The organism is Devosia aurantiaca, from assembly GCF_011058215.1.
Classification (GTDB): Bacteria; Pseudomonadota; Alphaproteobacteria; order Rhizobiales; family Devosiaceae; genus Devosia; species Devosia aurantiaca.
The window spans coordinates 216,218-237,279 of record NZ_JAALFG010000004.1 but is presented as its reverse complement, the minus strand read 5'-3'; the positions used below and the strand labels follow the sequence as shown (position 1 = coordinate 237,279).

Annotated in this window: 22 protein-coding genes, 1 tRNA gene, 1 pseudogene and 1 riboswitch; of the genes and pseudogenes, 10 read left to right on the top strand and 14 right to left on the bottom strand. The window is 62.8% G+C overall.

The window, feature by feature from the left end:
- Positions 1-464 (bottom strand): annotated as a pseudogene (rplM, locus tag G5575_RS16770) (50S ribosomal protein L13).
- A 248-nt stretch (positions 465-712) separates the two neighbouring features.
- Positions 713-1,774 (bottom strand): COX15/CtaA family protein, encoded by a 1,062-nt coding sequence (locus tag G5575_RS16765; protein ID WP_328766435.1) that lies wholly within the window; start codon positions 1,772-1,774, stop codon positions 713-715.
- A gap of 79 nt (positions 1,775-1,853) precedes the next feature.
- Between G5575_RS16765 and G5575_RS16760 the strand changes: the two genes are divergently transcribed.
- Positions 1,854-2,063, top strand: a complete 210-nt coding sequence (locus G5575_RS16760) for a DUF2842 domain-containing protein (protein WP_164535322.1) — start codon at positions 1,854-1,856, stop codon at positions 2,061-2,063.
- 120 nt (positions 2,064-2,183) lie between these two features.
- Here G5575_RS16760 and G5575_RS22510 read toward each other — a convergent pair whose 3' ends face one another.
- From G5575_RS22510 to G5575_RS16745, 3 genes are read right to left on the bottom strand one after another with little or no spacing between them, the layout of a single operon-like run.
- The gene (locus G5575_RS22510; protein WP_164535321.1) at positions 2,184-3,251 is read right to left on the bottom strand and encodes a polysaccharide deacetylase family protein; all 1,068 of its coding nucleotides are present in this window, start codon (positions 3,249-3,251) and stop codon (positions 2,184-2,186) included.
- On the bottom strand, positions 3,251-3,793 hold the full coding sequence (locus tag G5575_RS16750) for a hypothetical protein (RefSeq protein ID WP_164535320.1): 543 nt from the start codon (positions 3,791-3,793) through the stop codon (positions 3,251-3,253). The genes G5575_RS22510 and G5575_RS16750 overlap by 1 nt, the downstream gene beginning before the upstream one ends.
- Positions 3,790-5,532 (bottom strand): GumC family protein, encoded by a 1,743-nt coding sequence (locus tag G5575_RS16745; protein ID WP_164535319.1) that lies wholly within the window; start codon positions 5,530-5,532, stop codon positions 3,790-3,792. The genes G5575_RS16750 and G5575_RS16745 overlap by 4 nt, the downstream gene beginning before the upstream one ends.
- Positions 5,533-5,681: 149 nt before the next feature.
- Here G5575_RS16745 and G5575_RS16740 point away from each other — a divergent pair, with 149 nt between their 5' ends.
- From G5575_RS16740 to G5575_RS16715, 6 genes are all read left to right on the top strand, one after another.
- Positions 5,682-6,233 (top strand): polysaccharide biosynthesis/export family protein, encoded by a 552-nt coding sequence (locus tag G5575_RS16740; protein ID WP_164535318.1) that lies wholly within the window; start codon positions 5,682-5,684, stop codon positions 6,231-6,233.
- Positions 6,234-6,251: 18 nt separating this feature from the next.
- Positions 6,252-7,382 carry a glycosyltransferase gene (locus tag G5575_RS16735; RefSeq protein ID WP_164535317.1) on the top strand — a complete coding sequence of 377 codons (1,131 nt, stop codon included), beginning with the start codon at positions 6,252-6,254 and terminating at the stop codon, positions 7,380-7,382.
- Between the two features lie 55 nt (positions 7,383-7,437).
- Positions 7,438-8,952: an undecaprenyl-phosphate glucose phosphotransferase gene (locus G5575_RS16730; RefSeq protein WP_164535316.1), complete on the top strand. Its 1,515-nt coding sequence runs from the start codon at positions 7,438-7,440 to the stop codon at positions 8,950-8,952.
- 7 nt (positions 8,953-8,959) lie between these two features.
- Positions 8,960-10,126, top strand: a complete 1,167-nt coding sequence (locus tag G5575_RS16725) for a hypothetical protein (protein ID WP_164535315.1) — start codon at positions 8,960-8,962, stop codon at positions 10,124-10,126.
- Positions 10,111-10,401 carry a hypothetical protein gene (locus G5575_RS16720; RefSeq protein ID WP_164535314.1) on the top strand — a complete coding sequence of 97 codons (291 nt, stop codon included), beginning with the start codon at positions 10,111-10,113 and terminating at the stop codon, positions 10,399-10,401. The genes G5575_RS16725 and G5575_RS16720 overlap by 16 nt, the downstream gene beginning before the upstream one ends.
- Before the next feature lie 109 nt (positions 10,402-10,510).
- Positions 10,511-11,677: an O-antigen ligase family protein gene (locus G5575_RS16715; protein ID WP_164535313.1), complete on the top strand. Its 1,167-nt coding sequence runs from the start codon at positions 10,511-10,513 to the stop codon at positions 11,675-11,677.
- Here G5575_RS16715 and G5575_RS16710 read toward each other — a convergent pair.
- On the bottom strand, positions 11,659-12,609 hold the full coding sequence (locus G5575_RS16710) for a phosphotransferase enzyme family protein (protein ID WP_164535312.1): 951 nt from the start codon (positions 12,607-12,609) through the stop codon (positions 11,659-11,661). The two genes, G5575_RS16715 and G5575_RS16710, sit on opposite strands and share 19 nt — an antisense overlap.
- A 23-nt stretch (positions 12,610-12,632) precedes the next feature.
- Positions 12,633-12,709 (bottom strand) — tRNA-Pro (locus G5575_RS16705).
- A gap of 138 nt (positions 12,710-12,847) precedes the next feature.
- Between G5575_RS16705 and G5575_RS21290 the strand changes: the two genes are divergently transcribed.
- Entirely contained in the window at positions 12,848-12,976 is a 129-nt protein-coding gene (locus G5575_RS21290) for a hypothetical protein (protein WP_268904454.1), read from the top strand.
- A 21-nt stretch (positions 12,977-12,997) separates the two neighbouring features.
- Here the strand turns inward: G5575_RS21290 and G5575_RS16700 are convergent, their stop codons facing one another.
- Entirely contained in the window at positions 12,998-14,416 is a 1,419-nt protein-coding gene (locus G5575_RS16700; protein ID WP_164535311.1) for an MFS transporter, read from the bottom strand.
- A gap of 159 nt (positions 14,417-14,575) precedes the next feature.
- Positions 14,576-14,714: riboswitch (FMN riboswitch) on the top strand.
- 96 nt (positions 14,715-14,810) lie between these two features.
- On the opposite strand from G5575_RS16700, the gene G5575_RS16695 reads away from it, so the two are divergent.
- Both G5575_RS16695 and G5575_RS16690 read left to right on the top strand, forming a co-directional pair.
- Positions 14,811-15,785, top strand: coding sequence for a DMT family transporter (locus G5575_RS16695; RefSeq protein WP_164535310.1), 975 nt, complete (start codon positions 14,811-14,813; stop codon positions 15,783-15,785).
- A gap of 68 nt (positions 15,786-15,853) precedes the next feature.
- Positions 15,854-16,111, top strand: coding sequence for a hypothetical protein (locus G5575_RS16690; RefSeq protein ID WP_164535309.1), 258 nt, complete (start codon positions 15,854-15,856; stop codon positions 16,109-16,111).
- Between the two features lie 536 nt (positions 16,112-16,647).
- Here the strand turns inward: G5575_RS16690 and G5575_RS16685 are convergent.
- The 6 genes from G5575_RS16685 to G5575_RS16660 form a co-directional block, all read right to left on the bottom strand.
- On the bottom strand, positions 16,648-17,103 hold the full coding sequence (locus G5575_RS16685) for a MerR family transcriptional regulator (RefSeq protein WP_164535308.1): 456 nt from the start codon (positions 17,101-17,103) through the stop codon (positions 16,648-16,650).
- Between the two features lie 57 nt (positions 17,104-17,160).
- On the bottom strand, positions 17,161-17,472 hold the full coding sequence (locus G5575_RS16680; protein ID WP_164535307.1) for an integration host factor subunit alpha: 312 nt from the start codon (positions 17,470-17,472) through the stop codon (positions 17,161-17,163).
- A gap of 186 nt (positions 17,473-17,658) precedes the next feature.
- Complete coding sequence (locus G5575_RS16675; RefSeq protein WP_164535306.1) at positions 17,659-18,636, bottom strand: beta-ketoacyl-ACP synthase III; 978 nt, start codon at positions 18,634-18,636, stop codon at positions 17,659-17,661.
- A gap of 46 nt (positions 18,637-18,682) precedes the next feature.
- A complete protein-coding gene (gene plsX / locus G5575_RS16670) occupies positions 18,683-19,702 on the bottom strand; it encodes a phosphate acyltransferase PlsX (RefSeq protein WP_164535305.1) in 1,020 nt (339 codons plus the stop codon).
- 77 nt (positions 19,703-19,779) lie between these two features.
- Complete coding sequence (locus G5575_RS16665; protein ID WP_164535304.1) at positions 19,780-20,331, bottom strand: YceD family protein; 552 nt, start codon at positions 20,329-20,331, stop codon at positions 19,780-19,782.
- Positions 20,328-20,855 carry a ubiquinol-cytochrome C chaperone family protein gene (locus G5575_RS16660; protein WP_164535303.1) on the bottom strand — a complete coding sequence of 176 codons (528 nt, stop codon included), beginning with the start codon at positions 20,853-20,855 and terminating at the stop codon, positions 20,328-20,330. Before G5575_RS16660 ends, G5575_RS16665 begins: the two co-directional genes overlap by 4 nt.
- Positions 20,856-21,062: the final 207 nt, after the last annotated feature.

Below are 21,062 nucleotides of genomic sequence, written 5' to 3'. Positions count from 1 at the left end.
TTACTTCACCCGGACGTTCTTGGTGTTCATCGCAGCAACGTCGAGCTTGGTCGGGTTCTGTGCGACATGGGGATGCTCAGCGCCGGCGTAAACACGCAGGTTCTTGAGCTGGGCGCGAGTCAGCGGACCACCCGGCATCATGCGGCGGACGGCGTTTTCGAGGACGCGGTTCGGGAAGCGACCTTCCAGCAGCTCACGCGCGGTGCGGTCCTTGATGCCGCCGGGGTAACCGGTGTGCCAGTAGAAGCGGTGCTGGTCCAGCTTGCGGCCGGTCAGCTTCACCTTGTCGGCATTGATGACGATGATGTTGTCACCCATGTCCATGTGGGGGTGAAGGTCGGCTTATGCTTGCCGCGCAGGCGCGAGGCAATGATCGAAGCGAGGCGACCGACGACAAGCCCTTCGGCGTCGATCAGCAACCAGCTCTTTTCGATCTCGCTCGGTTTTGCCGAGTACGTGCTCATGTCGAAAATCCTATGAAATCAAGCGGCCGGCTCACGAGGAACCGGCCAGTTCGAGGCGGGGTGTAGGGGAGATTCACCACAGCGTCAAGAGGGTGAAAAAGCATAACGATTACAGCGGTTTATGAATGCGGTATTATTGTACCGTAGGCTTCTCGTGCTCTGTTCATTTATTTGAGCGAGGGGCTCCCCTCTCCACCACGCGTCGCGTGGTCCCCCTCTCCCGTAGGCGGGAGAGGAAAGCAGGGTGGTCAGCCCACGCGGCGGAGGTCGGCGAGGTAGGCGATGGCGAGGCCGGCGAGCATGAAGGCCAAGGCCTGGTGGCCGACGGCGAGGCTGATCGGGACGCTGGTGAGAAGCGTGGCAATGCCAAGGGCGACCTGGAGAAGGACGACGAGGCCGAGGCGGGGAAGCCAGCCATGCACACCACCGAAGCCACCATCGCGATTGCGGGTCCAGAGCAACCAGGCAATGTAGGCCACGATGGCGTAAGCGATCATGCGGTGGACGAACTGCACGGTCAGCGCGTTTTCGAAGAGGTTGCGCCAAGCGGGGTCCATGACCAGGAGGCCATTGGGGATGATCGCGCCATCCATCAGCGGCCAGGTGTTGTAGCCCATGCCCGCGTCGAGACCGGCGACGAAGGCCCCTGCCCCGATCTGGAAGATAACCGCCGCCACGAGCACAGAGGCGGTGATCATGTGGAAGCGCGTGACGTGACCCAGGACACGGCCGGGGGTCAGCGAACGGGCGACGAAGATGAGCGCAATAAAGAGAAGGGACGCCGCCGTCAGGTGGGCGGCAAGGCGATATTGCGAGACAGAGGTCAGTTCGGTGAGGCCGGACGACACCATCCACCAGCCGAGCGCACCCTGAAAACCGCCGAGCACGAAGAGGCCGAAGAGCGGCAGCGCCAGGTCGCGGCTCAGGCGCTTCTGGAACAGGAAGATGACGAAGGGCACGAGGAAGACGAGGCCGAGCGCTCGCGCCAGGAGCCGGTGAAACCACTCCCAAAAGAAGATGTATTTGAAGTCGTCGAGGCTCATCCAGGAGTTGAGCACCGAATATTGCGGGATCTGCTTATAGGCCTCGAACTCGGCATCCCATTGCGCCTGATTGAGCGGCGGTATGACGCCGGAAAGGGGCTTCCACGATGTGATGGAGAGGCCGGATTCGGTGAGGCGGGTGATGCCCCCGACGACCACGATCAGCAGCACGAAGGCCGCGAGGCCGTAGAGCCAGATGCGCACGGGCCGCAGGCGGTCGCTGGCGAAGCTGATTTGGCCTGGTGCGGCATCTTGGATCGTGGTCACGGCGCGGTTTCCGGTATCGGCAAAACTGGCGGAGTGGTAATCCCGCAAGCATGGGCCCGCAACAGTTCAGATGCCGCAGATGAAACAGCGTAACCGCAAGTTGATCGGGATACCGGTGCTGGTCGCCTCGATCATCGCCTGGTGTTTCGTGGCGACGGCGATCTACCTGCTGCTGCCGGAGGGCCTGCCGGGCCTGGTGCTGATTGCCTTCTTCATCGTCGCGGGCATGGGCTGGCTGCTGCCGGCCATGTTGACGATCGGTTGGATGTCCAAGCCGGATAAGTTTTGAGACCTCATCCTGAGGTGCGCAGCGAAGCCTAGCCTCGAAGGACGAGGTCGGGCGAGTGGAGCGACGTGCCACGCCCTCGTGGTTCGAGGCTACGCTGCGCTCCGCACCTCACCATGAGGGCTACTCAAGGTTTCTGACTCCTAGTCGATTAGCCCATAACCCGGCCGAGCTGGGTGAAGAGGCCGCCGCTGGCGAAGACATCGACGTAGCGGCGGTGCTGGAAATAGCCATTGAGCGACACGCGCGGCAACGCGGTCGGCGTTTCGAGGTGACGCGGGTAAAGGCCACCCGGCCGGGTCGTGACAGCGGTGCGGAAGCCGAGGTCTTGGGCCAGATCGAACTCTCGCGGGCCGCAGGAGAGCGGTCCACCCAGCGGATAGGAAAAGTGCGCCGGACGGATGCCGAACTGCGCCTCGATGACGGATACCGATTGCGCCATTTCGTTGCGCGCCTGATCGGCCGGAAGCTTTGCCAGTTCATAGTGGTGCACGGTGTGCGCACCGACGGTGCAGAGCGGGTCGCCGGCAAAAGGCGCAGCTCCTGCCAGTCCATGATCAGTTCGCGGCACTGCTTGCCGAGGTCATAGCCATAGGCGGCACAGAAGGTTTCCAGCAGCTCCAGCCGCTGCGGTTCGGGGAGCTTGCGGAGCTGCCAATAAAGACGGTTGAAGGCATCTTTCTTGAGCGCCGTGCTGCTGGTGTCGACATATTCGGTGTCGCCATTTTCCGTGAAAGCCACTGCTTCCTGGCGCGCGATGATGTCTTCAATGGCCTGCCACCAGAGCTGCCCGGTGCCATCGACGAAAGCTGTCGGCACATAAAGCGTGAAAGGCGCCTCGTGCTGGCGGAGGATCGGCAAGGCGTATTGGAGATTGTCGCGGTAGGCATCGTCGAAGGTGAGGACGATGAAGGAGCGGCCGCGCCTGGGTTCGGCGAGACGGCGGAGGGCTTGGTCGAGGTCAACAATGTCGATGCCGAGGGCCCGGACCCGCTCGATGACATAGCTCAGAAAGTCGGGGCGGACCTGGAGGATGGCATTGGGCGAGAAGTCTGCCGGCGGCTCCGGCAGCACACGGTGGAGGGTGAAGATGACGCCGCGCGACTTGGAGAGGAGGCGGAATAGCGATGGCAGGCGCGCCAGCCAGAGCGCCTCGAAGCTGGCGCGAATGGCGGCGTATTTCAGCGACATCAGGCGGCGACCGCCTCGGCGAGCGCGGCGATCTCGATCTGCGGCAGGCCGGCGTCCTGAAGCGAGCGGCGGACCGCTTCGGCTTCCTCGACGCTGGTTTCGGCACCGGTAACGAGGACGATGCGACCGCCAAGCTCGGCGAAATACGGCAGCGTCGTAGCGCCACCCACCTTGCCGGTGAGCACGACGACGACTTCGTAGATGTCGCCCAAGGCTTCAACCAGCGTCAGCGGTTTGCTGGAGCGGGCATCGACGGCGCGGCCCTGGCCCCAGGTGACTTCGGCAAAGCTGTTGTCGGCAGATTTCTGCACCACATCGCCGAAGCTGGCAGAACCGGCGGAAAGATCGGTGAGACCAGGCGCTTCGGTGCGGCGACCGGTGCCGGCATCGATCAGGGCGACACTGAGCCCCTGCCCCAGCGCCTCGCCAACCAGTTCCTCGGCCATCAACTGGCTGGGCTGATCGTCGGTGTGATCCGCAAGAAGCAGAAGATGCGTGCGGCCGAGAACGAGATCGGACGAGAGATCGGAATAGCGGATCACGCCCGGCACCCGGCGGCGCTGCGGCATGGCGCGGGGGTGACGACGGGCGGCAGCGGCAGTTCGGGTTCGTCGATGGCATCGGCCTTGTTGTCGGCCATGACCATCTGGATGAACTGGCGGGCCGTGTCGGGTTGCGGCGCGGTGGCCTCGACGGCGGGGGCGATCGGCTCGACCACTTCTGGCTCGATCAAGACGGGCTCGGCCAGCACAGGCTCGGCAACGATCGGTTCGACGACGGGAACAATGACCGGCTCGGTTTCGGCAACGACCTCGGGTTCTTCCCAACGCTGCTCGGGCTCGAGTTCCGCTTCGTCGAAGGGCACGGCTTCTAGCTCATCCTGCGGGCGGGCGCGGACCGGGGCCAGGGCGCGGCCGGACATGAGTTCGGAGAAGGCGATGATGCCGATCTGGAGGGCGATGGAAACAAGGCCCACGCCGATCATGACCAGCGACGTCTTGGGCGAAGCGGGCGTCACCGAAGGCGCGGCAACGGAAACGACGCGGACGTCGGGAAGAGCCGAATTGGCTTCGACGCGCGAGGAAGCTTCATTGTAGCGCAGGAGATAGGCTTCAAGCAGGTCGCGCTGCGCCTTGGCTTCGCGTTCGAGGCTATCGAGGGTCACCGTATCGCGGGTGGCGGTGGAGGCGGTGGACTTAGCGCGGGCCAGTTCGGCACGGAGCGAAGTCTCGAGATCGGACTGGATCTGCGCTTCGGCATCGAGCGAGGCGGCGACGCGCTGGCCTTCGATGCGGATCTGATCGTTGAGCTGGGCGACCTGCGCGTTGAGCGAACGAATGGTCGGATGGCTCGACAGCAGGGTTGCGGAGCGCTGCGCCAGCTCGCCCTGCACGCGGGCCTTTTCCTGGCTGAGCTGCTGGATGATGGCCGAGCTTTGCACGTCGGCAAGGCCTTCCAGCGGCTGGCCGCGATCGATCATGCCGCGGATCAGGGCGGCGCGGGCTTCCGAATTGCTGCGACGCTCCTGGGCGGCGGTGATGTTGCCGGAAATGGTCGAGAGCTGCTGGTCGAGGAGGCTCGATGTGCCCTGGCTGGCAAGGAGGTCATTGTTGACGCGGAATTCGGCGACGGCGCTTTCGGCCTCGACCACGGAGGCACGCAGGCGCTCGATCTCGCCCAACAGCCAGCCGGAGGTTTCGGCGGTGTCTGAGATGGAGAGACCTGCGCGGCGGGTGACGTGGGTATTGGCGATGGCATTGGCGATGCGCGCGGCAAGGTCGGGATCTTCCGACAGAACCTGGACGGAAATGATGCCGGAATCGCCTTCCTGACGGACGGTCAGGCGTTCGTCGAGCGAGCGGATCACTGTTTCATCAATGCTGTTGGGCGTGGCAGCCCCGCGACCAGCGAGCTGCATGATCATGCCCAGCGGCGAGAAGCCGGACTGGCTGCCGTTGAATTCGGAAACGGAACGAAGATCGAGCGCATCGATGACCGAGATCAGCGTATCGCGCGACTTGATCAGACCGATCTGGCTGGAGACGACGCCGATGGCATTGCCGGTGACGACGGTATTGGTCTGTTCGGACGCGGTGCGCGGTTCGACCAGGATGGACGCCGAGGATTCGTAGAGCCTGGGCTGGAACATCAGGAAGACGAAGGTCAGTGCCAAGAGGCCTAACGTCACGAGGATGATGCGTGGCAGCCGCCGGAGGATGGCCGAGAGAATAGCGGCAACATCGATGCGTGCGTCATCTGGTGCGGACTGGTCGTAAGACATGGACGATCCTCGAATTCACAATGAGATAAGCCCATGTGTGGTCAACATTCGGTTAATCGCGCTGCAGAGTGCACGAGGACTTGGCAAGCATAAGTGAAATCTTAACCACGCCAGAGGAAAGTAGCGCCAACTCGACCGCGGGATCGTCCATGCGCTGGCTACCTATTGTTGCTCTGACTTTTTCCCTGGCGCTGACTGGTTGCGCCACGACGCGGCCGGCTACCTACCTGGTGGAGACAAAGGGTCCCTATCAGCTGGATACCGGCGATGTGGTGCGAGTGACCGTTTACGGGGATGCCGAGCTCAGCAAGAGCTACAAGGTCGACGATAGCGGCGCGATCGCCTTCCCGCTGGTGGGACCGGTCGCGGTGCGCGGTGGCACGACCGAGCAGGCTTCGGCGCGGCTTTCTTCGGCTTTGGCCAACGGTTTCCTGCGTGACCCGGACGTGGCCGTGGAGATCGACCAGTACCGGCCCTTCTTCATCCAGGGCGAAATCCGCAATGCCGGCCAGTTCACCTATGTCTACGGCATGACCGTGCGGGCAGCGATCAGCACGGCTGGCGGCTATACCGACACTGCCGACCGAAACCAGGTGGTGGTGTATCGCCGCCAGGGCAACCAGATGGTCAAGGGCGTGGTCAATCTCGACTTCCCCATCTATCCCGGCGACACAGTGGTCGTTTCCGAACGCTGGTTCTAGGCGGTGAACAGAAGGCCATTGCGCATTTTGGAGGTGCTGCGGGCGCCGGTCGGTGGTCTCTTCCGCCACGTGGCCGACCTCACGCGAGAACTTGCGGCGCGCGGGCACAGCGTCGGCATCGTCGTCGATACGCTCAGCAATGACAGCCAGACCGAGGTCCTGCTGGACGATCTGGGCGCTCATGCATCGCTTGGCATCCACCGCTATCCCATGCCGCGGCTTTTCGGTCGGGGTGACCTGACGACGCCGCTGGCTGTCAGCGCGCTGGCACGGCGGCTTCAGGTCGACGTGATCCACGGGCACGGCGCGAAGGGTGGCTTTTATGCCCGGCTCGCCAAGTTTGGGCGGACAAAGGCACGGGTATTTTACACTCCGCATGGCGGCGTGCTGCATTATCCGAAAATTTCGGCATCCGGCCGATTGTTTCACCGGCTGGAACGTATGCTGATGGGCAAGACTTCTGCCATCATCTTCGAAAGTGCCTATGCCAGGAAGACCTATGCCGAGCTGATCGGCGAGCCGAGCTGCCGCACCGAGATCATCCATAACGGGTTGCGGCCGGAGGAATTTGTCCCGGTCATACCGGCTGGCGATGCTGCAGATTTCGTCTTTGTCGGCGAACTACGGGCGCTCAAGGGTATTTTCACGCTTGTCGCGGCGCTCAAGGACGTCAAACGCCGGGATGGCTCGGGGGCCAGCCTTGTCATGGCAGGCGATGGCGCCGAACGCGGATCGCTGGAAGCGCAGATCGATCAGCTGGGCTTGAGTGGACGCGTGAGCTTGCTCGGCGCGCAACCGGCTCGGCCGACCTTTGCCAAGGGGCGGATTGCGGTCGTGCCATCGCATGCCGAATCCCTGCCCTATGTCGTGCTCGAAGCCGCGGCAGCGCAGCTTCCGGTGATCTCGACGCGCGTGGGCGGCATTCCAGAAATATTCGGATCAACGGCGGACAGGCTGGTGCCGGCGGACGATGTGCTTGCCTTGCGAAAAGCAATGCAAAGCGCCATCGACGATCCGGATGCGGCGCAGGCAGAAATGAAAATCCGCCTTTCCCATATCGAAGCAGGCTTCTCGATTGCGCGGATGACCGACAGTATCGAAGCGCTCTATCACGGCAGTTTGCGCAATGCAGACGCCGTATTTCATTGAACTTAAACGCCTATGACTGAGAATGCTGGCACCACACGTGTGCCGGTAGTGTCTCATGTATCGCGTCGACCCTCAGAAGGCCATCATCGACCATGCCACGCGGCAGCCGGTCGACCAGGAGCAGCGGCTGACCCCGCAGGCGGAAGCGATTATCGCCGCGCCGGTCGAGTCGTCGCTTTCGGGCGCAGTGATTGCTGGCGTCGCGCAGGTGGTCGAGGCCGTGCTGCTGGCTATCCTCGGCTATGGCATCCACGCCGCCTACATCAATCCGAATAGCGACGCCGTCTATATTCCAGTCATCCTGACGACGGTGTTGCTGGCCAACGTGGTCTTCAACGCAGCGCGGCTTCATCGCATCTCGGCCTATCGGACGCTTTACTCCCAGATCGGCAAGATCATCGGCGCCTGGAGCGCCGTAATGGTCGTGTTGATCGTTGGCGTTTTCCTGTTCAAGGCCAGCGACCTCATCTCGCGCGTGTGGCTCATCGCCTGGCTCCTGTCCGGCGCCGCGACGCTGGTCGCTTACCGCATGCTGCTGCGCGGCCTGGTGCAACGCTGGACCGAAGAGGGGCGCCTCAAGCGCCGGACGGCGATCGTCGGCGGGGGCAGCGATGCGGCGCTTCTTATCCAGCAGATCGAGGCTGGCGCGGCCCGCGATATAAACCTGCTCGGCCTCTTCGACGATCGCGACGGCGAACGGTCGCCGGAAGAGGTAATGGGCTATAAAAAGTTGGGCCGGGTGTCCGACCTCATCGAGTTTGCCCGCCGCACACCCGTTGATCTAGTGATCGTTTCGATGCCGCTTTCGGCGGAAAAGCGCGTGCTCGACATGCTCACCCAGCTTTGGGTGCTGCCGGTCGATATTCGGCTCTCCGCCCATGCCAGCAAGCTCAAGTTCACCGACAAGGCCTATTCCTATGTCGGCGAGTTGCCGGTGCTCGACATGGCGGACCGGCCGATCTCGGACTGGAACCTGGTGTTCAAGGCGGTGTTCGATCGCGTCGTAGCCCTGTTCGCCCTGATCCTGCTGTCGCCGGTGATGATCATCACCGCCATTGCCATCAAGCTCGAGAGCAAGGGACCGATCCTGTTTCGGCAGAAGCGGCATGGCTTCAACAACGAGCTGATCGAGATCTACAAGTTCCGCTCGATGTATACCGATCGCACCGATGCCAATGCGGCAAAGCTCGTGACGCGCGACGATCCGCGGGTAACGCGGGTTGGCCGGTTCATCCGCAAGACGTCGATCGACGAGCTGCCGCAGCTCTTCAACGTGCTCAAGGGTCAGTTGTCCGTCGTGGGTCCGCGGCCGCATGCGCTGCAGGCCAAGGCGGACAACAAGCTCTATTATGAAGCCGTGGAGGGCTATTTCGCTCGCCACCGCGTCAAGCCCGGGATCACAGGCTGGGCGCAGATCAACGGCTGGCGCGGCGAGACCGACACGATCGACAAGATCATGCAGCGCGTAAACCACGACCTTTACTACATCGAGAACTGGTCGATCCTCCTCGATATCTACATCCTGGTCATGACGCCGATCCGGCTGTTCACGTCCAAGAACGCCTACTGAGCGGGCCATGAGCAAGGCACTCTTGGGCACGGCTGGACTGCTGGCGCTGCTCGCTGCGGGCACGGCCGGCGTTTCGGCGCAGACAGTCGGTGAGCTTTGCATCGAGTGCCTTAGCATTCGCGTCGGCCCGCCTGTTGTGGTGCGCGGCCCCTTCCCCGATGAACTCGACGCCTCGTTCACCGCGCTCCGCCTGCCTGACGGCAGAATGCGCGGCTTCAGCGCCAATGGCGCGACCTATGCGGTGGATGGCGCCGATATCTATGACATGGGTGGCGAGCGCCGGGCCGTGCTCGAGCCCGGCAGCCCCGGTGAGCCCGAGGAGTGCGGGCGCTGGCTGACCTCGACCGTGCGCAATGGCGACGAAGTGCTGGGCTTCGTGCACCAGGAGAGCATCTGCAAATACGGGCCGGGCGGGCAGACCGACAAGACCATGGCCATCGCCCGATCGCTCGACGACGGGCTCTCCTGGACTGATCTGGGGACCGTCATCAGCGGTGCGGACGCGCCGAAAGTGGGTTACACCACCGGCGAAGGCGACTGCTCGATGCTCGATGGCGGGGACGGTTTCCTTTACGCCTATTGCCTCAGGGCCAGCGACTGGCAGACCATCGTTGCACGCGCGCCGCTGGGCCTGCCGACCGACTGGCGCAAATATTTCGAAGGCAGCTGGACCGAACCGGGCCTTGATGGGCGCGCCACCGATATCGGTTTTGTGGGGACAGGTGCAGGATATCTCCGCGACTTCGGCCTTGTGGCCGCGGTCGCCAACGATCCCTGGTTTGGCGGGGTGCGGTTGTCGCTGTCGCGCGACAAGCTCGAATTTGCCGACCTCGCCGAACCGATCCTGCCGGTGGATGGCACCGAGTGGGAGCGTCCGGCAAAGACCGAGCTGGTTGGCTATAGCACCATCGTCGATCCCGAAACCGGCAGCAATTCGGTCGGGCAGCGGTTCCTCCTCAGCTATATCTTCGTGCCGTCCGACAAGGCTTTTGAGGACCGCTACCTCGTCCACCAGAAAGTGTCGCTGACCGTCGAGCCAGAAGCGCCGCTGGTCCAAGCCGGAATTGCGCTGTCGCGATATGTCGACGATGAGAACCGGTTCGTGACCTCGACCGGGCCGCAAACGGGGAGCGTGCCGGATACCGGCAGGACGCCGTCGTGGCGCATCTCCTGACCAAGGCACCAGAAAATATCGCGAGCCGCAAGATTAGCGAATGTTCAAGCGATTGGGCGGGGCATCTCGACCAGATGCTGGCGGAAGACGGCAGTTGCGCCGACTATTCCCGTGACCGCACGGCGGGCTGGCTCTTTGCGGAGGAGCAGGCGGGTAGCGTGCCGGTTTATCGCTGCTATGCGGAAGACCAGCAGACCCACTTCGCTTCGGCTGCGACCGATTGCGAAGGCCTCGGCGCGATGGAATTCGTGCTCGGATATGGATTGGCACCATGACCACTCTCGATTCCCGCGATGGCGGGCAAGCTCTCGGTACGACCTATGGCGGACTGCGCTTCGCCCTTTTTCGACCCGCAATGCGGTGTTCTGGATTGCCGTTCTGGCGATGAATTATACGTTAATGCGACCCTCGCCGGTCGATCTGCTGTTCATTCTGTCGTTCCTGTTCACGCTTGCCCATATCGTCCTGCAACCCCAGGCCATCATCTCGCGCCGGGCCCTGTTCCTGACGCTGCTCCTGGGCTCATGGGCCGTGTTCTTCATCCTGCCGTCGCTGGCGTTTCTCAGCGAACCCTTCGTGATCTTCGAATTGATCGCCAAGACTTTCGCCATTTCGATCGCCTTTATCGCAGCCTTCGTGTCGATGACTTGGAAGCAGCGGCACTTCGAGACCTTCATGAAGGTCTATATCGTCTCCTGCTGCATCGGCGGCGTCTTGGGAACGATCGGCTTCCTCACGCAGATGCAGCTTCTGACCTGGGACGGCCGCGCCAAGGGCCTGATCGACGATCCCAACATGTATGGGTCGTTCCTGATCCCCGGCATCGTTTTTTGCGCCTACTTCCTCTCCAAGGGACGCGGCGGCGCGCTTTATTACCTCGGCTGCATGGCGCTGATCATGATGGGCATTTTCCTGTCCTTTTCGCGCATCGCCGCCGTGGCCATGGTCTTTTGCCTCCTGGTCTACCTGGTGTTCCACTTTCGCAAAAATCCGCGCCGCCTGTTCATGGTGATCGGCGGCGTCGTGGTCGTGGGCGCCATTCTCTTTGCCATTGCCAGCATGACCTCCGCAGAATTCACCGACAAGCTCATGGACCGCCTGACCTTTGCCAAGGCCTACGACCTCGGCGAACAGGGCCGCTATAACCGCTATCTCCTTGTGATCCCGATGATCCTCAGCAATCCGCTCGGGGTCGGCGTGCTGCAGCTCGAAAAGATTTTCCCCGAGCCGATCCACAATATCTGGCTGAGTTCCTTCGTGAACTATGGCTGGGGCGGCGGCTTCACCTGGCTTACGCTGGTGCTGTCGAGCATCGTGGTCTCGATCCACAATTACTGGCGCACGCGTAACGAGATCACCATTGCCCTGCTGATCGGCATGATCGGCGTCGTCATGTGCTGTTCGCTCCACGAGGGTGAACACTGGCGTCACATGTGGCTGGCCTTTGGTTTGATCTGGGGCGTAAACGCCTACAATCTCGGGCTGGCGACGCAGCAGCGGCCGGCAGAGCAGTCCCCTGCCCCGGTCAAGGCTCAGCCGCGGTCGAGATAGCGCGCGGCCAGTTCGGCCGTGCCTTGGGCAAAGCCCGGCATGTGGTGTTGCGCCAGCTTGGTTTCTGCATGCGTGCCGATCCAGGCCAGGAGCGCCAGACGACGCAGCAGGATCATGGCATCGAGCGAGGCGATGTCCGCTGGGCTGAGAGGCCGCACTTGCTGGTAGGCTTGGAGCCACGCCGCCCGGAGTTCCGGCACCGAGGGGTGAGTCTCGTAGAACGAGATCGAGGCGGCAAAGTCGTAGGTGAACCAGCAGAAGCCTGAGTCGTCGAAGTCGATGAGGCTGACCTTATCACCGTCCACCAGGAGATTGCCGAGCCGCATGTCGGCGTGGATGAGGCCATATCGATCGGGCTCCGTGCCGTATGCGGCCAGGTCGGCGCGCAGGAGCTCTGACGCCGCTTCGATGAGCGGTCTGTTTGTGTCGTCGACGCCGGGCGCGACCCGCCAATCTCCCCAGAGGCCATCGGCATCGAGGATCGATGCGGTATTCCAAGCCTGACGGTTAAATTCTGTCGGTTGGGTCCAGGTAATGGCGTGTTGGTGCAGCGTGGCGGCGTAGCTCCCGAGCTTAGCGAAAAGCCCGGTCAGGTCGCTATCCATGGTCGGCTCGCTGCCAGGCAGGTAACGGAAGAGCACGGCGTAGCGGCGCTCGCCGTCCGGCATGGCAAAATGCTGCAGCAACTTGCCATTTGAGCCAGGGACGGGTTCGGCGACCGGAAGGTCGGTATCGCGGCGTAGAGCTGCAAGCCAGGCCAGTTCGCTCTCGATCGTCTCGGGGCTCTGGTAGTCCGGCCGGTGCACGCGCAGCGTGTAGCCGTCAAAGAGAAAGGTGTGGTTTTCGGAATAATTGATCAGCCGGCCGGCGGCACCGGCGAGTTGCGGCCAAAGCTTCGTGGCTTCTCGCAGGTCCTGCGGGTCAAGCGGCATGACGGCCCAAGGCTTTGGTGAAATGGTCGGAGCGGCCGGATTTGAACCGACGACCCTTTGTCCCCCAGACAAATGCGCTACCAGGCTGCGCTACGCCCCGACTGCGCGGACCAATAATCAACACGCCGAAGGAGCGCAACCCTGTTTTTCGGTGAGGAAGACATTGTGAGGCTTGCCAAGCCGGTGAGGCAACCGGATGTTCGCCTCCGACATTGAAAAACAAAACAAGGAGACACTCATGAACGCACGTTCCAACGACCCCGAACTCGATTTCGTCGGCGGCTTCGCCTTGCTCGCCGGCGGGATCTGGGTGATCGGCGCCGTGACGCTGATCACCATGGTCGTGCTTGGCCAGGGCCGCATCTAAGACGTTGTAGCCTCGCGACTTTTACTCTTCGGCAAAAGTCGCGATGGTTGCGGTCTTGGACAGCTGGACCAGTCTCAGACCGGCCAGAAAAGCCAGGACGGCGAAGACGACGCCCACTGCAAAAAGCGGCACGATCGCCGACAGCATGGCTTGCTGCGTTGTGGCAGCTGCATAACCCGCAGCGTTCGCGGCGACGCCGGCCAATGCGGCGCCCAGGGCATTGCCGGCAGATTGGGTGGTTGGAAGCAGTGCCGAGGTGCGGTCGCGCTCGACGTCGGAGCTCGATTCCATGATGGTCAGCATGATGTAGCCATTGGAGATGCCAAAGCCCATGCCGATCAGCAACTGACCCACGATCAGCACGACAGGTTGTGCAAACTGCAGACCGGCGAGAACACTTAAGAGACCGACCGCCAGCAGAACCGGCCCCGTGCGTATGAGGATGCGACGGGTTGAGCGCTTGCGCACATTTGCTACCGTGACCGAGGACAGGCTCCAGCCGATGGCCATCACGGCGCCGACGATGGCGGCGTGGGTCGGACCGTAATCCCAGACCTGCTGCAGGATGAGAACGAGGTAGACGCCTGTGGTGGCGCCGGCGATCGGCATCAGCAGAAACATCCAGAGGCCCGAGCCAACCGCGGTGCGGGACGAGAAGGCATCGGGCGGCATGAGCCGCTCCTGGCTGCGGCGATCGAGCCAGACCGCAGTTGCGAGAACGACGGCTGCAACGAGCAGCAGGGCCAGGGCCTGGGCGGCTGGCGCAACGGCGGCGAGCGCAACCAGCATGGTACCGCCGCCGATGGCCAGGAGGCGAAGGCCTGGGAAGCCATGCGCGTCGACCGGCTTGCCGCCGCGTGGGACGACGGCCAGCACCATGGCACAAAAGATCAGGACCAGCGGCACGTTGATAAGGAAGGCGGCGCGCCAGGAAATGAGCTCGGTCAGCGCCCCGGCGCCGGCAGGCCCGCCAAAGGCGGCGACGGCCCAGACGACGGCCTGCATGCCGAAGACCTTGGGCACGAGGCGGCTGGGGAAGAGTTCGGGGATCAAGGCGAAGCAGAGGGCAGCGACGACGCCCTCCCCCAGGCCCTGAATGGCGCGTCCGGCTAGAACCTGGGTCATGTCGCCGGCGACGGCAGCGATCAGGGTGCCGGCGAGGAACATACCGGCCATGCTCAGCAGCGACCAGCGCGAACCCAACCGGCGCTTCAACATGGCGGCGGCCGCACCGCCGACGATGGCGAAGACGAGGTAAAGCGTCGTTGCCCAAGAGATCACTTCGACGCCGCCGAGCTCCTGCACGGCCGACGGGAGAGCAGTCGAGGACAGAAATGCGTTGAAGGCAAACAGCGAAACGCCGAGGCAAAGGATCAGCGTGACCGGCAGGTAGCGCGGGCCAAAGATTTCGGCCCAGCGGCCCTCGACGGTTTCGGTCATGGCGGTCTCGGAAGGTAATCAGTGGCTGAGTATTTTAGTGCGGCATCTTTGGGAAGCGCTTTGCTCCAGCAGTTGCCCAATCGGCGCATAGTTACACTCTTGTGCTCCCTTGCCGACCGGGCGCCCCTGAACTAGATTTGCGGTCGCAGGCTTGGCCTGCAATGTTCTCAGGGCGGGGTGCAATTCCCCACCGGCGGTAAGGCAGCGATGCCAAGCCCGCGAGCGCTCCCGGTGGGAGGTCAGCAGATCCGGTGTGACTCCGGAGCCGACGGTATAGTCCGGATGAAAGAGAACGGGATCAAGCGCCTTGCCGGGCGCCGCAGCCTATTGGCAGCGCTTTCTCGGCTCGTCGTCTCCCGTAACCCTGAGGAAACTGGTTACGGAAAGGACGACTATGAACCAGATTTCCTCTACCTACCGCAGCCACGCCACTTCCGGCGCGCTGTTCATGCTGGTCGCAAGCCTCGCGTTTGCTGGCACCAATACGCTTCAAGCTGTGTTGCCGACGCCGGCCGAATATGGCGGCTTCGGCATGAGTTCGACGGGCATGGCCTTCTGGCAATACTTGATCGCCTCAGTGCTCGCGCTGCCGCTGATCCTGAGGATCGGCCTTAACAATCTGCGCACGCGACACCCGCTTGCCCATGAGCTGCGTGCCTTTGCTTCGGCACTGGGCGTGCATGTGTTTGTTTATGGCTACGCTTCGGGCGTGCCGATCTGGCAGATGGTGACGTTGCTGGCGACAGGTCCGCTGTTCATCATCATCGGCTCGACGCTGTTCCTGGGCGAGCGCGCTTCGCCGGCACGCATCGCCGCGGCGATGACGGGTTTTGCCGGGGCGATCATCGTTTCCGGCGTCGGTGCGGAGGGGCTGGGCTGGCAGGCGCTGGTGCCGATCGTGGCTGCTGCACTGTGGGCGGTGACCGACGTTCTGACCAAGTACCTGGTGATGCGCGGCGAGCGCCCCGAGACGCTGACGATCTCGCTCCTCGTGTTGATGACGCCGAACCATCTCGCGATCCTGCTGCTGGTCAACGCCCTGGGTGGCGTCTTGCCCGCGGGGATGGCAACTGGTTTTCCATTTGCTCTTCCAAGCGGAGACGGGCTCTGGCTGCTGTTGCTGCTGGGCGCCTTGACCGCGGCAGCGCAGTACTTGCTGGCCTTTGCCTACAAGGTTGCCGATGCGGTCTACTTGCAGCCTTTCGGCGATATTAAGGTGCCGCTCAGTGGCCTGATTGGCTGGGTGGCCCTGGGTCAGGTGCCGTCGGCCTGGTTCTGGCCCGGCGCCTTGCTGATCGTGGGTGCTTCGGCTTTTATATATTGGGTCGAGCATGGCCAGCACCGGCGCGGCCGGATGATGCCGGCCTAAAATCTTCGAATCTCGGCAAGGCTTTGTGCTAGAGCCTTGCCACAAAGATTCAAGCACAGGACCCCGCCATGGCACTCAAGGAAAACGACCTCAAGTGGTTCAAGCCGATGTGGCGGCGCGTGGCCGTCGCGGTGTTCTTGACGCTGTGGCTGGGCTGGGAACTGCTTTTCACGCAGGACATGTTTTGGGCGCTGCTGGTGGGCGCGGCGCTCGCCTATGTGGCGTGGAATTTCTTTTATGCTTACCCGCGGGACACGGAAGTGGTGGAGCCTGTGGCACCACCGGTCGAGCATACTGAAACTCGTGATGACGACGGGCGGCTTTAGCTTTTGCCTCGCCTACTTCAAAAAACTCGGTGTTGTCCCCGCGGAGGCGGGAATCCATCCTGAGGTTTTGGGATGGGCCCCGGGTCAAGCCCGGGGTGACAGCCGGTGGGTGTAGAAATTGTGTGACAACTTCGCCGAGGTGACCGCCGGAGCGTGGGACCTTGGCTTCCCCTCAGCCACTAGCTTGATGTCATTCCCGGGGAGCAGGGACCGTTCAGACGGGACGCTTCCTTTGCTCAAAATGATCAGTTTCGAACCTCCCTCCCCTTGAGGGGGAGGGTAGCGAAGCTTGGCCGGCAGGCTTAGCGAAGCTGGGTGGGGCGGTCCAAGCACGCCACCTGGATAGCATGGCCCCACCCCACCCTCATTCCCTCCCCCTCAAGGGGAGGGAGGCGATGAACAATCACATCGGAGTATTTCAGTGCCCGCGGAGGCGAGGATCCATCCTGAGATCTCGGGATGGGCCCCGGGTCAAGCCCGGGGTGACAGCCGGTCGGTGCGGTGACGCTTCGGCAACTTCGAAGCGCCCCCTCCGGCTAATGCTCTCTCGCACGCTCGAGGAGCCGCTTGCATTCGAGCAGCTCGCGCAGCACTTCTGACAGCTTTTCGCGGGACTCGGCGTCGAGCGCCGGGCTGGCGAGCATTTCGGCCTCTTCGAGTTCAGCCTCGTCCCCGGCTTCTTCGGCCTGCTCGATCAGCGGCAGGATTTCGTCCAGCGGCTTGCCCTCGCCCACGGCGATGACATAGCGCGGCCCCTGATCCTTGAGGATCTTCTGGACGCCCTTGATGGTGAAGCCCTGATCGTAGAGCAGGTGGCGAATGCCGCGCAGCAGCAACACGTCTTCGGGCCGGTAGTAGCGGCGTCCGCCGCCGCGTTTCAGCGGCTTGATGGTGGCGAAGCGTGTTTCCCAGAATCGGAGGACGTGCTGGGGAAGATCGAGTTCCTCAGCGGCTTCAGATATGGTGCGAAACGCGTCTGGCGACTTGTCCAAACCGCCGGTCTCCCCTGCCAGAGCAGAGTGCAGACTCAGCACATGCCCTGAAAAGCCTTACTTTCCAGCAGCAACCATAGACTTGTTGATCTTGGACTTCAACACGTTGGACGGTTTGAACACAAGAACCTGCCGCGGCAGGATCGGGACTTCTTCGCCGGTCTTGGGATTGCGGCCGATGCGCTCGTTTTTCGAGCGAACCTGGAAGGAGCCGAAGGAGGAGAGTTTGACATTGGCGCCGGTGACCAGCGCGTCGGTGACGAGTTCGAGCACGCGCTCAACCAGTTCGGCGGACTCGGTTCGCGAAAGGCCGACAGAGCCATAAACCGCTTCTGCCAGATCGGCGCGCGTCACTGTCTTCTGTGTCATTCGGACCCCCGTTTTCCTCAGGTCGAGCAATGTCGCGCCGCAGGAGGCACAACATAGAGACTTCCGAACGCGACCCCCGCCGTATTCGGTGTAGCGCCAAAGCGGCTAAGTCCCGCCAGCGACGCTAAATTCCAACCGCCTAAACCTTAACGCCTTGCAAGCTTTGCGGTCAATGCAGTGCGGGCTTTACCAGCGAATGAGCGAGGCGCCCCAGGTGAAACCGCCGCCCATGGCTTCGAGCATGACGAGATCGCCCTCCTTGATTCGACCATCGGCGACGGCAACACCGAGCGCCAGCGGCACGGAGGCAGCCGAGGTGTTGGCGTGGCGATCGACGGTGATGATCACCTTTTCAGGCGGCAGGCCGAGCTTGTTGCCCGCCCCTTCGATGATGCGGCGATTGGCTTGGTGCGGCACGAACCAGTCGAGATCGTCGACGCTATGGCCGGACTGTTCGAGGGTCGCGTAGACGACATCGGTGATCTTGCCGACGGCGTGGCGGAAGACTTCCGGGCCCTGCATGTGAACGTGACCTGTCGTGCCGGTGGTCGATGGACCGCCATCGACATAGAGCTTGTCCCAGTGCTTGCCGTCAGAGCGCAGAGCCGAGGCGATGACGCCGCGCTCGGCTTCGTCGTCGGCAAGATCGATGCGCTCCATGACCACGGCGCCGGCACCGTCGCCGAACAGGACGCAGGTGGTGCGGTCGGTCCAGTCGAGCAGGCGCGAAAAGGTTTCGGCGCCGATCACCAATGCGCGCTTGGCAAGGCCGTTCTTGATGTAGCTATCCGCCGTGGTGACCGCGTAAACGAAGCCGGAGCAAACGGCCTGGATGTCGAAGGCGAAGCCGTGGTTCATGCCGAGCTTCATCTGCACCAAGGTTGCGGCAGCAGGGAAGGTGTAGTCGGGCGTGGTGGTCGCGACGACGATGAGGTCGATGTCCTCAATCGTGAGGCCGGCATTGTCGAGCGCGGCACGCGCGGCAGCGGTCGCCAGATCGGAGGTGAACTCGCCTTCAGCGGCGATATGGCGCTCCTTGATACCGACGCGCTGCTGGATCCACTCGTCGGAGGTGTCGACGGTTTTCGCCAGTTCCTCATTGGTGACGGTGCGTGCCGGCAGGTAGCTGCCGACACCGCTGATGAAGGAGCGAATTCTGGTCACGCCGAATGAACCTCGGTCTCGGGCGGCACATCGGGTGTGGCCCTGGTTAGGGAAAGCTCTTCATCGTGTCGCCGATCTTGTCCATCAGGCGGTTGCGCGCCATGCCGTGGGCGAGGCTCAACGCGCTCTTGTAACCGATCTCGTCGGTGCCGCCATGGGATTTGATGACGATCCCATTGAGGCCCATGAAGACGCCGCCATTGACGGTGCGCGGGTCCATGCGGCGTCGAAGGTCAGAAAGGGCAGAGGAAGCGAACAGTGCGCCGAGCTTGCTCAGCCAATTGGCGCTGAGGGCGCTGCGCAGATAGGAGCTGACCTGGCGGGCAGTGCCTTCGGCAGTCTTGAGCGCGATATTGCCGACAAAACCTTCGGTAACGACGACGTCGACCGTGCCCTTGCCAATATCGTCGCCCTCGACAAAGCCGTGATAGGTAAAGCCGGCGCCGCTGGCCTGGGCCAGGATCCTGCCGGCTTCCTTGATGTAGTCGAGGCCTTTGACTTCCTCGGTGCCGACATTGAGCAGGCCGACAGTTGGTTTTTCGGTGTTGAGCAGCGCCCGGGCGAGGGCAGAGCCGAGGATCGCATAATCTACCAGCTGCTCGGCATCGGCGCCGATGGTCGCGCCCATGTCGAGAACGATGATGTCGGAGCGCAGCGTCGGCCAGATGGCGGCGATGCCGGGGCGGGAAATGCCTTCCATGGGGCGCAGGCAGAAGGTGGCCATGGCCATCAGCGCGCCGGTATTGCCGCCCGAAACGGCGACATCGGCCTCGCCGTCCTTGACCGACTGGACGGCCATCCACATCGAGGACGTGCCGCGCCCCTTGCGCAGGGCCTGGCTCGGCTTTTCGTCCATGGCGATGACGGTTTCGCAATGGCGGAGGGTGGAGACGGGTTTGAGCGCCGGAAATTCGGCGAGAAGCGGAGCGATTTGCTCCTGGCGACCGTGAAAGATGAAGCGTGTATCGCCGCGGTCTTGGAGGAGAAGATTGGCCCCATGCAGCACGGCACGCGGGGCGTGGTCGCCACCCATGGCATCCACGGAGATCGTAATAGAATCGGTCATTTCAGCCCGTTTTTCGCCCGCTGGGCGGGGCTAGAACATATAACATCGTCGGGTCGGCGCAACCCCTGGAGGGCCGATCAGCTCTTATCAGGGTCTTCGCCCTTGAGTCGCGCGAGCTGGGCAAAGGGGCTTTCTTCCGCATCGCCGGTGCGCAATCCGAGGGCATCGAGCGACTCGCCGGGCAGGCGCGGATAAGGGTCGAGGCCCAGCGCCAGCGTCTCGAGGAGGAGCGCGCTTAGGTCGACCTCGGGCCCATCGATGTGATCGGGAAAGTCATCGTCCTCGAGATCGACGAAGACTTCCGAGCCGGGCGCCGGTGCCTGTGCCTCGCGCGGGGCAGGCAGGAAGACGCGGTCGATCTCCTCGACGACAGTTTCGGTGACAGGCTCGAAGCTGACGGTCGAGGCCTGTGTGACGGCGGCCTCGAGCTTCCCCTGTGCCCTAAGACCGCTGCGCAGGGGGACGACGGTCAAGTGGGCGACGAAGCGCTCGACCGACAAGATGTTCATGGCCTCGGCGATGGCGGCGCGTTCGGCTTCGCTGGCGTCGACATCAACGGAGCGGCCGCCCGATGGCAGGCGGTCGATGCGGACGATTGCGTCAAAGATGGGTGTGTCGCGCTGGCTCATGCGGCGGCCTCGAAAGCTATGGCACCCTTGGTGATGGCTTCGACCGGCTGGGTGGCGAGTGTCGCATCGCGCTCGATGATGTAGCTGGCGAGCGTTGCCGAATGCTCGGGCTCGCCGCCATCGAAGATGTTTCGCGAGATGACACCGGCGAGCGCGGCCTGATCGTTGCGATCGATGGCTTCGTTCATGGCAGCGAGGAGGCCGAAGAAGATGTTGCCCATCTTCTGGATCTTTTTGGGAACGGCGAGGTCCCCTACCCCCATTTCGCGCAGCGAGCGGTCCATGTCCTTGAAGAACAGGTCGAAAACCGCCTGGCTGAAGTCCTTGGCAGATTGCGGGCCATGCCGCAGGCGGCGGAACAAAAGCGCCATGTGAAGGCTGATCATGTCGAAGCGGCCAGTGACCGTATCGGGCACGCCCCACTGGGCATAAAAAACCGGCTGCCGGGATTGCGCCACAATGGAATTATAGACGGCGTAAACCGGCTCTGTGGCAGAGTTCTTGCGAAACAAGGACAAGATCATGGGATTGCGTCCAGCGTCGGTATGGGTCAAACACGGGCGAAACGGAAGCGGGCGGATGCCTGCTTGCCAGACTGTTGGGTTGACAGTTACACATTCCGGCGGCCAAGGGGCACGCGCCTCGTTGTCACGCCTATAGTCGAGAGCCATCGGGAAAGTCAAATTCATGCTCCTGCCTTTTGCCAAAGCATCTGTTGCTGCCGCCGTTCT

Bases quoted from the DNA above. Each gene is read 5' to 3' on its own strand.
- G5575_RS16715 (WP_164535313.1), top strand. From the start codon at position 10,511: ATGAATTATACGTTAATGCGACCCTCGCCGGTCGATCTGCTGTTCATT.
- G5575_RS22510 (WP_164535321.1), bottom strand. From the start codon at position 3,251: ATGTCGCTGAAATACGCCGCCATTCGCGCCAGCTTCGAGGCGCTCTGG.
- G5575_RS16745 (WP_164535319.1), bottom strand. From the start codon at position 5,532: ATGTCTTACGACCAGTCCGCACCAGATGACGCACGCATCGATGTTGCC.
- G5575_RS16730 (WP_164535316.1), top strand. From the start codon at position 7,438: ATGTATCGCGTCGACCCTCAGAAGGCCATCATCGACCATGCCACGCGG.
- G5575_RS21290 (WP_268904454.1), top strand. From the start codon at position 12,848: ATGAACGCACGTTCCAACGACCCCGAACTCGATTTCGTCGGCGGCTTC.
- G5575_RS16695 (WP_164535310.1), top strand. From the start codon at position 14,811: ATGAACCAGATTTCCTCTACCTACCGCAGCCACGCCACTTCCGGCGCG.
- G5575_RS16700 (WP_164535311.1), bottom strand. From the start codon at position 14,416: ATGACCGAAACCGTCGAGGGCCGCTGGGCCGAAATCTTTGGCCCGCGC.
- G5575_RS16690 (WP_164535309.1), top strand. From the start codon at position 15,854: ATGGCACTCAAGGAAAACGACCTCAAGTGGTTCAAGCCGATGTGGCGG.
- G5575_RS16680 (WP_164535307.1), bottom strand. From the start codon at position 17,472: ATGACACAGAAGACAGTGACGCGCGCCGATCTGGCAGAAGCGGTTTAT.
- G5575_RS16665 (WP_164535304.1), bottom strand. From the start codon at position 20,331: ATGAGCCAGCGCGACACACCCATCTTTGACGCAATCGTCCGCATCGAC.
- G5575_RS16740 (WP_164535318.1), top strand. From the start codon at position 5,682: ATGCGCTGGCTACCTATTGTTGCTCTGACTTTTTCCCTGGCGCTGACT.
- G5575_RS16760 (WP_164535322.1), top strand. From the start codon at position 1,854: ATGAAACAGCGTAACCGCAAGTTGATCGGGATACCGGTGCTGGTCGCC.
- G5575_RS16710 (WP_164535312.1), bottom strand. From the start codon at position 12,609: ATGCCGCTTGACCCGCAGGACCTGCGAGAAGCCACGAAGCTTTGGCCG.
- G5575_RS16725 (WP_164535315.1), top strand. From the start codon at position 8,960: ATGAGCAAGGCACTCTTGGGCACGGCTGGACTGCTGGCGCTGCTCGCT.
- G5575_RS16660 (WP_164535303.1), bottom strand. From the start codon at position 20,855: ATGATCTTGTCCTTGTTTCGCAAGAACTCTGCCACAGAGCCGGTTTAC.
- plsX (WP_164535305.1), bottom strand. From the start codon at position 19,702: ATGACCGATTCTATTACGATCTCCGTGGATGCCATGGGTGGCGACCAC.